General features: G+C 41.7%; 3 protein-coding genes. All 3 read left to right on the forward strand.

Annotated features, from left to right (window positions below):
- Positions 1–478 precede the first annotated feature (478 nt).
- The 3 genes from IYN84_RS02515 (at position 479) to IYN84_RS02525 (ending at position 17,194) form a co-directional block, all read left to right on the forward strand.
- Positions 479–2,407, forward strand: coding sequence for a BspA family leucine-rich repeat surface protein (locus IYN84_RS02515; RefSeq protein WP_196137585.1), 1,929 nt, complete (start codon positions 479–481; stop codon positions 2,405–2,407).
- 329 nt (positions 2,408–2,736) lie between these two features.
- A complete protein-coding gene (locus IYN84_RS02520) occupies positions 2,737–15,186 on the forward strand; it encodes a hypothetical protein (protein ID WP_196137586.1) in 12,450 nt (4,149 codons plus the stop codon).
- 151 nt (positions 15,187–15,337) lie between these two features.
- Entirely contained in the window at positions 15,338–17,194 is a 1,857-nt protein-coding gene (locus IYN84_RS02525; RefSeq protein ID WP_196137587.1) for a ShlB/FhaC/HecB family hemolysin secretion/activation protein, read from the forward strand.
- Positions 17,195–17,465: the final 271 nt, after the last annotated feature.

Below are 17,465 nucleotides of genomic sequence, written 5' to 3' on the forward strand. Positions count from 1 at the left end.
TCGGTTTTACATTGTAAACGCCTGGAGAGAGTCGAGTGCTCAATTGGTGTACTGTGAGTAAAGGTTCAAGCTAGGCGAACTCAGGGTTTACTAATTAGTTTTTTGAGATAAATGCGATGCTTATTGACGCAAATGCAGAGCTTCTTGAGATAAAAGCTACACTAAAGAACAAATAATTCTTGAATTGTGATTTAGTTCCCTTGAAGTTAATCGAGATTCTTTCTAGAATTTCGACGATTTTGTTTTTGCTCGTATAGTGACGTCAAGAGTTGAGACCAATTGATTGCCAATTGAGTCTCCAATTTTAATATTAATCGAGTATATGAGATTTAGGGAAGAGTTTCATTTTTTGGATTTTTTGTTTGTATTTGACTTGGACACTCGGTCAGCGCCTTCCTGTGTAATCTCCTGTTTATCTAAATAAACTTACTGAAATAAATTGATCCAGCCGCCAAAGCCTGGTCCCAAAGGAAACAATATGAAAGTGTTTAGCAAATACGTGTTTTCCCTGAGCGCATCGATTCTTCTCTCATTAACTATTGCCTGTGGTGGTGGAAGCAGTGCTCCGCCTTTGCAGAAAGATTTGACACCGAATGCTTTTAGCTTTGCAGAGGTAACTAACGCTGAAGTATCTTCTGTGGTTGAATCAGAGTCTGTGACTATTTCGGGTGTTGATGAAGCAGTTAGCGTCAGCATTTCTGGTGGTGAATACTCAATTGATGGTGGAAACTATACCAGTGGCTCGGGGAGTATTGATAGCGGTCAAACCATTCAGCTCCGTGTTACGGCTTCTGAGAATTTTGCTACGGACATTGAAGCTACGGTAATGATTGGCGGTGTCAGTGGTATATTTATAGTAACGACCAAAAATGACACGACGCCGAATGCTTTTTCATTTATACCGCAAACGGAAGTTTCTCCAGAATCATCGGTTGAATCTAACAGTGTTACGATTTCCGGAATTACAGATACTGCGCCCGTAAATATTTCTGGGGGCGAATATGCTATCGATGGTGGGGATTTTACTAGCGTAGCTGGCACCATTAGCAATGGTCAGTCTGTAGTGGTCCGGTTAACCGCATCCGCTCAACCGGAAACAACAAGCGAAGCAACTTTAACTGTTGGTGATGTTGAAGCTGTGTTTAGTGTTACAACTGAGGGCATGTACAACTTTGAAGGTTTTACTGGTGCAGCGCTGAATGCCAGACTACAAACTCACATCGTCGAAATTAACAATATTGGCGATTCAACTCCCATCAGTATTGAAAACGGGGAATACCAGCTCGATAGAGGAGAATGGACCGCTCAAAATGGCTTTATCAATAACGGACAGGAAGTGAGGGTAAGGGCTCTAGCTGGAGATGATTATAATATTACGACTACTGCAAAATTGACTATTGGCGAGAGTTGGGGATTCTTTAGTATCACGACCAAAGAACATGGGGATTTCATTTCTGTTTGGAAGACAGATAACCCTGGAGTGAGTGATGATAACCAGATTACGCTGCCGCTAGAAGAAACAGGTTTCTATGACTTCACAGTTGATTGGGGAGACGGTACGTCTGACAATATTATCCAATGGGATCAAGCAGAACTAACTCATACCTACGCTGAAGCAGGAACCTACACGGTAGTTATTCGTGGCGACATTGACGGATTCAGGTTTAACAATGAGGGTGATGAAGAAAAAATTATTGAAGTTCAGCACTGGGGAGCACTGAGATTAGGTAATAATGGAGGGGCTTTTTTCGGCGCGGAAAACCTGGTGTTTTCTGGGAGCGATGCTTTAGACTTAAGAGAAGCTACAAATTTGTCTAGAACCTTTTCTTCCACTCTGAAATCAGGAAATCAGTTTAATGGATACCTGGGTAATTGGGACTTGTCTTCCGTCGAAAATGCTGAATCAATGCTTTCAAGAACTCACACTTTCAATGGAGATATTAGTCGATGGGATGTATCTTCAATACAGAACATGGAATATATGCTCGCAGGAATGGACTCTTTTAATACAGATATAAGCGAATGGGACGTATCTTCTGTAACCAACATGAGATACACATTTAATGCCGCGAAATCCTTTAATGGAGATATTAGTCGTTGGGATGTGTCTTCTGTTACTGATATGGAAGGAGCTTTCTTCTATTCTACTGTATTTGATGGCGATCTTAGTTCATGGAATGTCTCGTCCGTAACTTCTATGAGGCAAATTTTTACTGGTTCGGGACTTTCTACGGAAAACTATTCAAATGCGTTAATTGGTTGGAGTCAGCTACCTGGAATTCAGAGTAATGTTTCACTTGACGCAGATAATATTTATTATAATGCGCCAGCTTCAGAAGCAAGAGAGTTTTTACGAAATAGTAAGGATTGGAGTTTCCGAGATGGAGGACCTGAACCAATTCATTAGTCATAATTACGTAGTGGAATTTGTTTTGAGCGCCTCGTTATGAGGCGCTTTTTCCTTTATTAATTAGAAACGATAATCCCAAAATGTGATAAAAGTTCAAAAAAATAAATATCAATACCTAAAAGCGTAATCCTCACATTTTTTTTGTCACACTCTTTCTGTATTATTCGACACCGTGCCAAAATCTTTTTTGAACAGGTTGTTTAAAAAAGTACCAAAGGTTTTGTAGCATTTAACAATAATCTTCATAAATTCCTCACACCAGATGTAGTCACTGGTATGAATTGGCGTGCTGGCCAAATGGTTTTTCAAGGGAAGTTTGAGCGGTAATGTTTGGGAATATAGTTAAGGGAACTGCACCTGAAGCAGTGAAGAATAATTCGCAAAGTTTGATTTCGTCGAAAAGATTGAATCGTTCATTGCTGGCGTGTTCGCAACAACCTGTGTTCAAACTTAAGCCAATTGTACTTTGTATATGTATGGGCATTTTTGGAAATCAGGTATTAGCTGATGACAATGAAATGCCTACCGGCGGTCGAGTGACACATGGTGAGGGAATAATTACCGAATCAGGCTTGTTGACCACTATCAATCAAAACTCCTCGTCTCTTGTAATTGATTGGAATACTTTTAATCTAGGTGTTAATGGCCAGGTGGATTTTGTTCAACCGGATGCCAATGCTATCGCACTGAATCGAATATTGGATGTTAACCCTTCTCAGATTTTTGGCAGTATCAATGCCAATGGACATGTTGTTCTATTAAATCCAAACGGTATTCTTTTTGGTGAAACTGCCAGCGTAAATGTTGGTGGAATGATCGCTAGCAGCTTGAGTATCTCACCCGAAGATTTTATGAATGGAAACTATGTATTTAGTGATCTCGGTGAATTAAGTGGCAGTGTAGTTAATCATGGTGTTATCAATGCCGCTTCGGGAGGTTCCGTTGCGTTGCTGGGAAGTCGGGTAGAAAATCACGGGTTGATAGCTGCACAGCTAGGCTCAGTGAATTTGGCTGCAGGTAGAGAAGCCGTGTTAACTTTTGATCGAATGGGCTTACTTGGAGTAAGAGTTACTGAGGCAGTACTACAAGAAGATTTGGGAGTAGATCCTGCAGTATTAAATACCGGTGAGATTACTGCTGCAGGAGGAAAAATTCTATTAACTGGGAGCGTTAGCGAAGATATTTTTTCTCAGGCTGTTAATCTGGGAGAATTTCGAGAAGCTGAAGAAGTAATTGTTCATGAAGATGGTTCATTTACTTTGGGAGGGCGTTCGCCTCACAATGCAGTTAACTATGGTGAATTTGCCAGTGAAGTAAATTTACCTACCCGGCTTATTAATATTGCTGGTACTTCTTCGTCTCATTCAACCAGGCCTGTTGCTGGCGGCGGTGACGTCGTTAACTCCGGAACTATTGATGTTTCGACTACTGCAGAGGGAGATAATGCCGGACAAATAACATTGCTGGGGGAAAATGTATCCAGTAGTGGCTATATATTGGCCAATGCCGAGAGTGGACAAGCTGGTAATATCAGACTGGAAGCGAGTCAGACTACCCAGCTTGTGGAAAATAGTGTTACGTCTGCCACCGCTACCGGAGCTACTCCGGGTCAGGGAGGAAATATTAATCTGCTCGGCACTAATGTTGGCTTGTTCGACCAGTCAATTGTCGATGCATCAGGTTTAAATGGTGGCGAGGTATTGATAGGTGGTGACCAACAAGGATTAAATTCACTGATAACTAACGCTGAATTCACTTTTATCGATGAAGATGTTCAGGTATTTGCGGATGGTTTGCAAAGTTCAACTACCGGTTCCGGAGCGGTAGGTGACGGTGGTCGAATTATTGTTTTTGCCGAAGATACATCGAGAATATATGGAAATCTATTTGCTCGAGGAGGTGCTGATGGCGGCGACGGCGGATTTATTGAAACATCTGGTTTGGTCGGTTTTGAAATTTCTTCAGCACCAGATGCTTCGGCCAGCAATGGGCTAGGCGGAGAGTGGCTAATTGACCCTAATAATATTGAAATCATCGCAGGTAGTGGCAGTACGGGAATGGATTCGGGTAATCCATTTACATCAGATACCGATGGTGCTCAGTTGGGAGTGGATTTAATAATAGCTGCACTTACAGATAATGGGGTGAATGTAACAGTCCAAACTGGCGCAGGTGGAAGTGAAGAAGGAAATATTACATTAAATACTAGTTTGGATTTAAATGATAGGGCAGGGAACGACAATAGCAATCCGCCGACTCTAACACTCAGTGCTCATAATAATATTATTATAAATCAGGCAATAACTGACACTGATGGAGCTGGACCTGCCGACATGACCAACTTGGTATTTATTGCCGACTATGATGGAAACGGTGTTGGTGACGTTAACATAAATGCGAACATAACCAGTAGAATTGGAAACATTGATATAAGTGGTGTAAATATCAATGTTGCCGATTCTGCAGCTGTTGATTCTGATGGTGGAAATATTGCTTTTGATGCCACCAACACGATTACTTTAGGAACAGACAGTGATGTAGTTTCTGATGGAGGAACTATTCTTCTTCAAGCAGGAGGAGCTATTACTGCGGGAGCTCTGAGTGATGTAGTTTCTGATGGCGGAAATGTAACAATCACCGGTGCATCTGTTGATCTGAGCGGAGCCGTTAATGCGACAGGGAGCAGTGGCCAAAATGGTGGTGATATAACGATTAGTGCAACCGATGTTTCAGGAACTATTACCACCAGTAGCTTAAGTTCAAGCGGCGGTAGTGCTAGCAACCAAAATGGTTTTAACGGAGGAAATATTACTTTAACTGCGGGAAGTAATATTACAGTTAATGGCACGATCCAGACTAACGGAAGTAATGGAGAAGATCCGGGTGGAAGTGCAACCGCAGTAGGTGGTGATGCTGGAACAGTTAGTATCTCTTCGACAAGCGGTATTGTTACTCTTAGCGATATCAATGCTAACGGTGGCGATGCTGATGCCGGTGGAGGAAATCCAGGTACCGACGGTGGAAATGGAAGTAGCGTCACATTGTCAGGTACTTCGTTGGTTCTCAATGGAGATATTTCTGCAACAGGTGGCGCAGGTGCTAATGGGGGAAGTCAAGGTAATGGCGCCAATATTACGCTAGATGGTCCGGTGACACTGGCTGCAGACAGTTTGTCGATTGACGCTTCAGGAGCTACCAATGGAAACATCTGCTTTGCTGATGACTGTGATGGTCCAACGTCCACCCATACTATTGATGGAAATGGAACAAACGCGGCAAACCTTTCGCTTACAGGAAATAATATCCTTTTTACCGGCAATATTGGAGATACCAATAGTGCGGGTAGTGTGACGATTAATGCAACGGGCAGTGTAAATGCCTCTGGACTGGATATTACAGCCAGCTCGCTTAATGTTCAAAACTCATCATCATTTACCTCTGGCAATATCGATACATCTGGTGTTACTGATGGCGGCACGGTAACGATTAACTCTGATAGTGTTTATGTTGCCAGTATCAACGCATCCGGCGGTACTAACGGTGGTGGTGTGACTATCGATGCACAGGATATTGAAGTTGGTGCTATAGATACTTCAGGCGCAGCCTTTGGTGGTGCAATCACACTAAGAGCAACAGATAATAATACAAGCGGAACCCCATCGATTATTCTAAACGGTGATATTAATACTCAAGATACAACAGATGCTTCTGACAATGGTGTTGTAGATATTTCTCTTAATGGTTCTGATGTTCAAACCAGTCAATTAACAATTAACCACGCAGGCTTGTTTACTTCTAGTCTTTCTGTAACAGGAAATACGGGTGTTGATACGCTTTTGGTTTCATCAGGTGACAATACCTGGAATATTGACGGTAGCGATCAGGGAAATGTTGGAAGCACTAGTTTTACCGGGTTTGAAAATCTAACCGGCGGCACCGGCAATGATTCATTTGTGTTTGGAGCCGGCGGTAGCTTGTCCGGAAACTTAACCGGCGGTGATGGAACGGATACGATTGATTATTCTGCACTGACCAGCGTTTCAGTTAATTTGACGAGTTTGAATACAATTGAAGCGATTATCGGAAACGGGACCGATAGCACCATTGTTGGTGACAACAATAATAACACCTGGAATATTACCGGTGCAGACGATGGTAATGTGGCGGGGATCGACTTCACTGATTTTAATAATCTGACCGGTGGTAGCGGCAACGATACTTTTGTGTTTGGTGCAAGTGGCAGCTTGTCCGGAAACATAGTCGGCGGTGATGGAACTGACGCCATTGATTATTCTGCATTGAGCAGTGTTTCGGTTGATTTGGCTACATTGAACACGATTGAAGCGATTATTGGAAACGGGACAGATAGTAGCATTGTTGGTGACAACAATGATAACTCCTGGAATATAACAGGGAGTGATTCTGGGAATGTAGCAGGTATCACTTTTGCTGACTTTAATAATCTGACTGGCGGCACAGGGAATGATTCGTTTGTGTTTGGTGTTGGTGGTAGTTTGTCAGGTAATTTAACCGGTGGTGATGGCTCCGATACTATTGACTATTCCGCATTGGCAAGTGTTTCAGTCGACATTAATACGCTCAATGAAATAGAAGATCTGGTAGGTAACGGTAGCGATAGTACTTTATTGGGTGGAGATACAGACAATACCTGGAATATTACCGGTAGCAATGCCGGAGATATAGCGGGTCTGACTTTTTCTGGCTTTAACAATTTAACCGGTGGTGCTGGTAACGACTCTTTTGTGTTTGGGGCAAATGGTAGTCTTAGCGGGATTATCGATGGTGGTACAGGCGGTACCAACAGTATTGATTATTCAGTGGTAACCGGAACAGTCGTAGCATACTTATCAAATATACTGAATATCAGCAGTTTAATTGGCAATGGTGCTAACGCGACTCTGGTTGGAATTAATAGCGACGCAACCTGGAATTTAAGCGGAGCGAATGCAGGGGATGTTGCTGGCGTCAGTTTCACCGGTTTTAATAATCTGACCGGCGGCACCGGTAATGATTCATTTGTGTTTGGAGCCGGTGGTAGCTTGTCCGGAAACTTAACCGGCGGTGATGGAACGGATACGATTGATTATTCTGCACTAACCAGCGTTTCAGTTAATTTGACGAGTTTGAATACAATTGAAGCGATTATCGGAAACGGGGCCGATAGCACCATTGTTGGTGACAACAATAATAACACCTGGAATATTACCGACACAGACGATGGTAATGTGGCGGGGATCGACTTCACTGATTTTAATAATCTGACCGGTGGTACCGGCAACGATACTTTTGTGTTTGGTACAAGTGGTAGCTTATCTGGAAATTTAACCGGTGGTGATGGAACGGATACGATTGACTACTCGGCACTGACCAGCGTTTTGGTTGATATTACGACGTTGAGTTCTATTGAAGGACTTATTGGTAACGGCACTGATAGTACTTTAGTTGGCGACAATGGAAATAATACCTGGAATATTAACGGAGCGAATGACGGTAATGTTGCAGGGATCGACTTCACTGATTTTAATAACCTGACCGGTGGTACCGGTAATGATACTTTTGTATTTGGTGCAGGCGGCAGTTTGTCCGGAAGTATTAGCGGCGGTGATGGAAGTGACACAATTAACTATTCCGCTTTGAGTAGTGTCGTTGTTGATTTGACTTCGTTGAATGAAATTGAAAGCGTTATTGGTAACGGTAGCGACAGTACTTTATTGGGCAGTGACAGTGACAGTAGCTGGAACATCACAGCAAGTAACGCCGGAAATGTCGCCGGTGTGACCTTTACCGATTTCAATAATTTAACCGGTGGTGCTGGTAACGACTCTTTTGTGTTTGGGGCAAATGGTAGTCTTAGCGGGATTATCGATGGTGGTACAGGCGGTACCAACAGTATTGATTATTCAGTGGTAACCGGAACAGTCGTAGCATACTTATCAAATATACTGAATATCAGCAGTTTAATTGGCAATGGTGCTAACGCGACTCTGGTTGGAATTAATAGCGACGCAACCTGGAATTTAAGCGGAGCGAATGCAGGGGATGTTGCTGGCGTCAGTTTCACCGGTTTTAATAATCTGACCGGCGGCACCGGTAATGATTCATTTGTGTTTGGAGCCGGCGGTAGCTTGTCCGGAAACTTAACCGGCGGTGATGGAACGGATACGATTGATTATTCTGCACTAACCAGCGTTTCAGTTAATTTGACGAGTTTGAATACAATTGAAGCGATTATCGGAAACGGGGCCGATAGCACCATTGTTGGTGACAACAATAATAACACCTGGAATATTACCGACACAGACGATGGTAATGTGGCGGGGATCGACTTCACTGATTTTAATAATCTGACCGGTGGTACCGGCAACGATACTTTTGTGTTTGGTACAAGTGGTAGCTTATCTGGAAATTTAACCGGTGGTGATGGAACGGATACGATTGACTACTCGGCACTGACCAGCGTTTTGGTTGATATTACGACGTTGAGTTCTATTGAAGGACTTATTGGTAACGGCACTGATAGTACTTTAGTTGGCGACAATGGAAATAATACCTGGAATATTAACGGAGCGAATGACGGTAATGTTGCAGGGATCGACTTCACTGATTTTAATAACCTGACCGGTGGTACCGGTAATGATACTTTTGTATTTGGTGCAGGCGGCAGTTTGTCCGGAAGTATTAGCGGCGGTGATGGAAGTGACACAATTAACTACTCCGCTTTGAGTAGTGTCGTTGTTGATTTGACTTCGTTGAATGAAATTGAAAGCGTTATTGGTAACGGTAGCGACAGTACTTTATTGGGCAGTGACAGTGACAGTAGCTGGAACATCACAGCAAGTAACGCCGGAAATGTCGCCGGTGTGACCTTTACCGATTTCAATAATTTAACCGGTGGTGCTGGTAACGACTCTTTTGTGTTTGGGGCGAGTGGCAGCTTGTCAGGTAGCATCGACGGAGGGAGCGGAACCGACTCAATTGATTACTCAGCATTGAGTAGTGTTTGGGTTGACGTTACTAGCTTAACCCAAATTGAGTCGATATTGGGTAATGGCGTTGATAGTACTTTATATGGAGGAAATGCAAACAACTCCTGGAGTATTACTGGCTCAAATATCGGAGATGTTGGTGGAATTGCGTTTGATGGTTTTAATAACCTAACCGGCGGAACCGGGAACGATACCTTTATTTTTGAAATTAATGGAGATTTGTCAGGTAACCTGACTGGTGGCAATGGATACGACACCATTGATTATTCTGCGCTGGCTAGTGTTTCAGTAGACCTCACTACCTTAAATGAAATTGAAGCATTAGTCGGTAACGATATTGACAGTACAATCATTGGTGATAACAACAATAATACCTGGAACGTCAATGGGTTAAATCAGGGGAGTGTTTCCGGGATAGATTTTACCGGTTTCAACAACCTGTCAGGTGGTACAGGGAATGATACTTTTGTATTTAGCGCATCTGGTAGTTTATCCGGTAATCTTTTGGGAGGTGCTGGTAGCGATACTATTGATTATTCTGCTTTAAGTAGCGTAATGGTTGATATTACTACACTCAACTCAATTGAATCTCTTATTGGTAATGCCATCGACAGTACCCTTTTTGGGGGGAATGGCAATAATACCTGGAGTATAACTGGTAATGACTCAGGTAATGTTGCTGGTATTTCTTTTACTGACTTTAACAACCTTACTGGTGGAACTGGTAACGATACATTTGTTTTTAGTTTAAATAGTAGTCTTTCAGGAAATTTATTTGGCGGTGATGGTACAGATACCATCAACTATTCAAATTTGAATAATGTATTGGTAGACATTACTACTTTAAATTCAATTGAAGCGGTGATTGGTAATGGAACTAACAGTACACTTTTTGGGGGGAGTTCTGACAACACCTGGAATATAAACGGGGCAAATTCAGGAAGTGTTGCAGGAATCACTTTTACCGACTTTAACAACCTTACTGGTGGTACTGGAAGTGATACTTTTATATTCGGAATAAACGGTAATTTGACCGGAATTCTAACCGGTGGAAATGGCACTGGAATTGACACGATTGATTATTCCGCTCTGACTACTGTTTCTGTAGATCTAACAACTTTGAATCAAATTGAAGCACTAGTCGGAAATGGAACTGATAGTACTTTAATTGGAGACAATAGCGATTCGATCTGGAATATTACAGGTACAGATTCTGGCGATGTAGCCGGAGTTTCATTTACCGATTTTAATAATCTAACTGGCGGAAGTGGTAGTGACACATTTATTTATGATGTCAATGGTAGTCTTTCAGGAAGTTTAACTGGTGGAAATGGTTCGGGAACTGACACCATTGATTATTCTGCATTATTGTCTGTCGTTGTTAACATTAATACACTCAACGAAATTGAAGCACTAATTGGTAATGGCGCGGACAGTACTATAGTCGGAACCAACTCAGGCGATACCTGGAATATTACTGGAAGTGATGTTGGTAGTGTTGCAGGGATCGATTTTTCTGGTTTCAATAACCTAACAGGCGGTGCTGGTAATGACACCTTTGTTTTTAGTGCCGCTGGCAACTTGTCTGGCAATCTCCTTGGAGGCGCAGGTACAGACACCATTGATTATTCAGCACTAAGCAGTGTACTCGTAGATATTAATACGCTTAATTCAATTGAAGCACTAATCGGAAATGGTTTTGACAGTACTATAGTAGGAACTAATTCAGGAGACACCTGGAATATTACTGGTAACGATGTCGGTAATGTAGCTGGTATTAACTTTACTGGGTTTAATAATCTGACGGGCGGAACCGGTAGCGATAACTTTGTCTTTGGTTTGAATGGAAGTCTTACCGGTAATCTTTTCGGCGGTGCGGGTGTAGATACAATCGACTATTCTGCTTTGGCTAGTGTCCTTGTCAACTTGAATACTCTGAATGAAATTGAAGCGCTGATTGGAAATGGTACAGATAGTACGATAGTGGGGACAAACACTGGTGATACCTGGAACATCAGCAACAGTAATATTGGCAATGTCGCAGGTATTGATTTTTCCGGCTTTAATAACCTTACTGGAGGAAGCGGCAACGACACTTTTGTCTTTGGTACCAATGGTAACCTTTCTGGTAATTTAGTCGGCGGTGACGGATACGATACGATAGACTACTCAGCACTGGCGAATGTGATCGTTGACATAAATTCTCTCAATGAAATTGAGGCTCTAGTTGGAAATGGTAGTAACAGTACAATAATAGGAACCAACTCAGGCGATACCTGGAATATCACTGGCAGCAATATTGGTAATGTGGCTGGCATTGACTTTACCGATTTTAATAATCTGACTGGCGGAACGGGGAACGATATTTTCGTGTTTGGTGCTAACGGAAGTCTTTCCGGAAGCTTAGCTGGAGGCAATGGAAGCGATACTATTGACTACTCTGCGTTGAGTCAGGTGATGGTAAATATTTCCAGTTTGAACTCGATTGAAGCTTTAATTGGAAATGGTACTGATTCAACTTTAGTCGGTAACAATAGTAGTAATACTTGGAATATCACAGGATTAAATGATGGTGATGTAGCAGGAATTGATTTTACTGATTTCAATAATTTGACTGGTGGTACGGGAACTGATCAATTTGTTTTTGAGGCTGCAGGTCAAATAACCGGAATTATCGACGGCGGAGCAGGAGCAGGCGTAAACGATTTTGTTGATTTGACTGCCATAAACAGTGATCTTAGTCTTGGTGTGGATGGTTCCGCCAGCGCCGATGTCAATATTATTGGGGTAGAAAGAGTTGATGCTAATAGCAATTTTAACAATGTTCTAGTGGCAGGCGATGTTAATAATGTCTGGACTGTTAACGGAACAAACTCGGGTACTTTAGCTTTCTCCACCCAATCGCTCATTTTTTCAGGTTTCGCTAATCTTACTGGTGGCAGTGCGAACGATACTTTTAACTTGAATGGCAGCGATCACATAACTGGTTTGATTAACGGTGGTGGTGGTGCTAACGATGAATTAAATATTCTTAGCCTTGGTCGAGATATCACTGTGCAGTTGGGACCAAATGCAGGTGCGAGTGACAGCGGAGTACTTTACGTCACGGGTGTAGAGTCAATTCGAGCTAACTCTTCTAATGACAACACTATTATCGGTCAGAGTATTTCGAGTAACTGGTCTATTGATACTGCGAACACTAGTAGTGTTGCTTATACGCAATCGCCAACAGATGAAACAACAGTCACTTTCTCTGGTTTTAACCAAATTCAAGGCGGGTTAAGTGATGATACTTTTGTGATCCTTGATGCTTCAAACTTGCTTCAGATAGTTGGCGGGGACGGGGCCGGAAATGACTTAATTGATTATTCAAATACATTATCTGATATCAATATTAATATCGGCGGAAGCTTGGGACCGGACGGCGTTACGATTAACGGGATTGAAGGACTGATTGGAAATAATGATGGATCCACTGGTTCATTTAACAGCCAAATTACTGTGAACGATGGCAATAATACTTGGACACTTTTTGATTTTGATGGCAATGGTATTGCTGATGGGATCAATGATGGCATCTTTCAGGATCAAGCCGGTAATACGATCTCTTTTATTAACTTCAACATTCTTCAAGGTGGTAGCGGAGCAGACATATTTAATGTCAACAATGGTGCTTCTATTACTGGCTATGTTCACGGTGGGGCTGGTAATGACCAATTAAACTTGAGTTTAAATCAAGCAGGTCAATTTAACTTCGTTGGCGGTAGTGGAACAGACTCAGTATTATTAACTGGCGGCAATAGCAGTTTTGACGCTTACTATACGTCAGACGTTAATGGCTACGAACAGCTCGAATATACCAATAGCTCCGGAGCAAGCTATGCCGTTAGCTATAGTGGTGTTGAGTCTGTTACCGATGAGGTAGTGGCGACAAACTTTACGATTTATGGTTCAGCTGCACAGGATACGATTGCGCTATCAACTGGATACGTTTCTGTAAACAATAATACAGCTATCAATTTTTCTAATAGAACGAATTTAATTTTATCCGGAGAAACTATTGACGTCTTTGATCTTGTAGGAGATCTAAATCTTGGTACTGGAAACCTAAGGCTTGAAAACTCCAGTTTGACGAACACAAGCAGTGCGACCTTGAGAGCAAATCGTTTGATAGTTGCCTCCAGTTCTGGTGTTGGTAGCGAACAGTCGAGAATAAATACAGATATAAATCAACTAACTATTTTGAACAATTCTTCTGATATCTATTTAAATGAAGCTAATGATATCCAGTTGATGAATGTTTCGACTAGCGGTGTACTGAACCTGTTGGCTGGCAGGGATGTTACGCAGTCTAATAGCTCAATTTTAACTAGCAATAATGATTTTATTATTAGTAGTGGAAGAAATATTACTCTTAACAGAAGCAATCAACTTTCAGGAGATGTCAGTCTGATAGCTGGAAGTAATATCGAGTTTGTAAATAGTCTTGCGACTAACTTCGAGCGAATCGAAGCAACAAATTTGAACCTGTCTATTAACGGTGATATTACCGACTCAGGAAATATTATTGTGACTTCAACTACTATTCTTGACGCTAATGGAAGCGATATTTTGCTAGATAGCAGCGGAAATAATTTCAATAATCTCAGTGTGAATTCAGCTGAGAACTTGCTTTTGAGCGATATTGGGCAACTGACATTGAACAATATGAATGTTGCAAATCGAATTGAAGTAAATGCTGAAAACGTGACAGTCTCGCAAGATATTTCCACAAATGAAATGCTGTTTAATGCCTCTGGAACAGTTCAGCTCAATAGTGACTTAACTACAAATAATGGCGATTTAGTTATAAGTGCTTCGACTATTGGACAAAACGGTGCTTTGTTAAGTGCAGCAGATATTGCATTGAGTGCAACGCAAAATATTTTAATGTCTGAGGGTGCTTCTAGTGTGACCTCTAGTGGAGATATTCGCTATGTTGCCGGCAATAATTTAAATATAAGCTCATTGCAGTCATCGAGCGGAGAAGTTCAACTCGAGGCAACAAATGGTGCGGTGTTTGACGCCAATGGCGCACTGGATAATATTGTAGCCAGTAGAGCTGAAATTATTGCCCACAGCGGAATAGGCGCAACCGATGCGTTGGAAACTCAGCTTTCAAATCTTTTTGCTGAAAATGATGAAGGAGCTATTAGATTTAATAACCGCGGAAGCATTGTTCTTGAGCGGTTGGCAACATTAGGTAATATTGAGTTTAATAACTCAGACATGGACGGAAGTGATATCTATTTCATGGCTAACAGCGTGGATGCCGGTTACGATGTTGGTGTATTAACAATGACCACCGAGGGAGGAAGCTTTCTTGGGCTTGGAGCTATCCCCAGTTTTGAAAATGCTGATATCGTAGCGCGCGAGGCTAGTTTTATTGATACTTTGCGTTTAGGAACTTTTGGTGGTTTCGATCGTCCTTTGGTACTAAGAATTCGAGACTCAGTGATTATCAGTGTACGAACCAGTTTGAACCCGTTGTTTTCTGATCCTCAGCCGGAGATAAATACAAGTGATTCATTATTCAGTTTTAGCTCGTTTGATACCATCGCTGCGATCGCTGGTGGTCAATTCGTTGTAGTTGAAGAGCTGGAAGACGTCGACCCTGCAATTTTTACAGATGTTCGCAACTATAATCATGATGAAGTAGCTGTTAAGTTACCTCGGGATCAACTTTACGAAGATGAAGAAGACACAATGGTTGGTGCTGGTAGCTTGTAATCTGGGAAAGACGTTTTCAAACAATAATCAAATGTAGTTTAAAAATTTAGGGATTTTAGTTCGGTTTAGCCGAACTGTGACAAAGATAATAAATGCTATGATGTTTTTTCGATTAAGTCGAACAGTTGTACTGTGCGCAATTTTGACTGGGATGGCTCAATTTTCTATATGTGCAAAAGAGCTGAAATTACCCAGTATTACAGAAGTACCCGAGCTTAAAAAAGAGACTATGCTTAAGGATCTCGATATTCCTGCTGTTCGAGATAGAGATCCAGATCCTAATGCCGGCCCACGTTTATCCGTTAAAGAGTTTAGATTACAAGGGATTGTAGAGTACCCTGAGTTGGGGATTACTCGTAACGAAATCGGTAAGATAGTTGAAGATATTCGGTTTGATATGATGGGGGAAGGTAAACTACTAGAGTCTGGATACACACTTGAAGAGTTATCTCAAGTTTCTGATCTAATGGCTGATATTGAAAGCGAAGTTAAGGACCGTCATGTTGGCCCCCTTGAAGTGCAAAAGCTTGTTTGGTTGGTTAGAGAACAGATGTCGAAGCGCGGTGTTACGCTTGGAATGATTGAAACTGTAGCCGATCGAATCACAAGGTATTATCGACAGCACGGATTTATTTTGGCGAAAGCCTATATTCCACAACAACAGGTCAGGGATGGTGTCGTTACGCTCAGTTTACTTCTAGGCGTATTAGGGGAAATCCAAGTTAATAATAGTGAACTTTATCAGGATAAGTGGCTGAGTGATGCCTTTTCTGATGTTATGACAAAGCCTGTAACAAGTGATGCGATAGAAGAGAGACTGTTTCTCTTAAATGATTATCCGGGACTGGTTACACAGGGTTTTTTTGAAGCGGGATCACAAGTTGGTGATACACGTTTGAATATTAATGTGAGAGCGCAGGACTGGTATACCTCAAATCTTCGTGTTGACAACCATGGAACCGACGAAACAGGCAAAAATCGCCTATACGCTGAGTTTCTTTGGAATAATCCTACGGGAACAACAGATCAACTTCATTTCGGTGCACTTGCAGCCAGTGGTGAGTCAAAAACTACTTATGGTCAAATACGTTATAAAACTAATATTTTTGGTCCACGGATTAATACAAGTATCGGATATGCCAGCAATGCTTTTGTTTTAGGACGAACTGATTCTGAAGCAATTAATGCGTTAGATATTGAAGGTGAAACTAATATTTCAGACTTTACCTTAAAATATAAAATGAAACGAAGTCGAGTAGAAAATTATTCGATCAATTTTGGGTATGAAAATATTGAATCGATTATACGCTTGGGTGGAATTTCTGGAATTATGGATGACGAGGTCAATAATGCATATATCGGATTTGATTTTGAAATGCTGCAAGAAACTAAGAAAATGCTTCATCAGGGGAATCTTCGTATTAAAAGCGGCGAATTCGTTGTTGGTCAAGATGGAGGGCAGGATGAAAGTTATTCCATGTTACTGGCGGACTATTCATTATTAACATTCTGGACGATTCCATTTACCGAAATTGAAACACGAGCCATTATACGAGCTTCTTTACAGTATACGGATGACATTCTTTCTTCAGTCAACCGCTTTAGTCTTGGTGGCCCAACCAGAGCCAGGGCTTTTGAGGCCAAAGTGTTTTCTGCCGACTCCGGAATCTACGCGGGGTTGGATCTATTTTTCAATGCGCCTGACTTTATGGACGTGAAAATTGGTGATGGTACTCTAAAGGATATGATTGCACCTTTTGTTTTCATCGATTTTGCTTATGGAGAAGCAAAGAGTCTGGCCAGTTCCAGCGTAAACGCGGTGGCATCAACAAAAGCAGAAATTGCGAATTATGGAGTAGGACTTCAATTCTCGTTTTCTTCGGATCTTAGCGCCAAGTTACAGATTTCCAGTTCGGCTCGAGAAGAATACAGGACTCCAGATGGCTTTGAACTGGATACCGGAGAAAGTGATGCGGGTGTGCTTTTCGAGCTTCAATACAAACTCTAAATTATTATTTGGTTCAAACAAATAGATTTAATTCGCCGATGCATGTGGTTTGGTTATTTAATAAGAACTTGAAAATAGCCTCAAAGTGTAATGTCATATGAGTGATTGACGCTGTATTACCTGATGGTAAACCTGTACCGTACCGGACGCAACGATTATTAAAATGGGGAAAATAAATAAAGACAAAGTTGACCCGAAATTCGCTGATGAAAAGGGCTAATCCAAGTTTCTCGATGAATACATCACAAATACTGGAAAATACAATCTTTAA

This window comes from Aliikangiella sp. G2MR2-5 (assembly GCF_015687155.1).
In the GTDB taxonomy this organism is placed as follows: Bacteria; Pseudomonadota; Gammaproteobacteria; order Enterobacterales; family Kangiellaceae; genus Aliikangiella.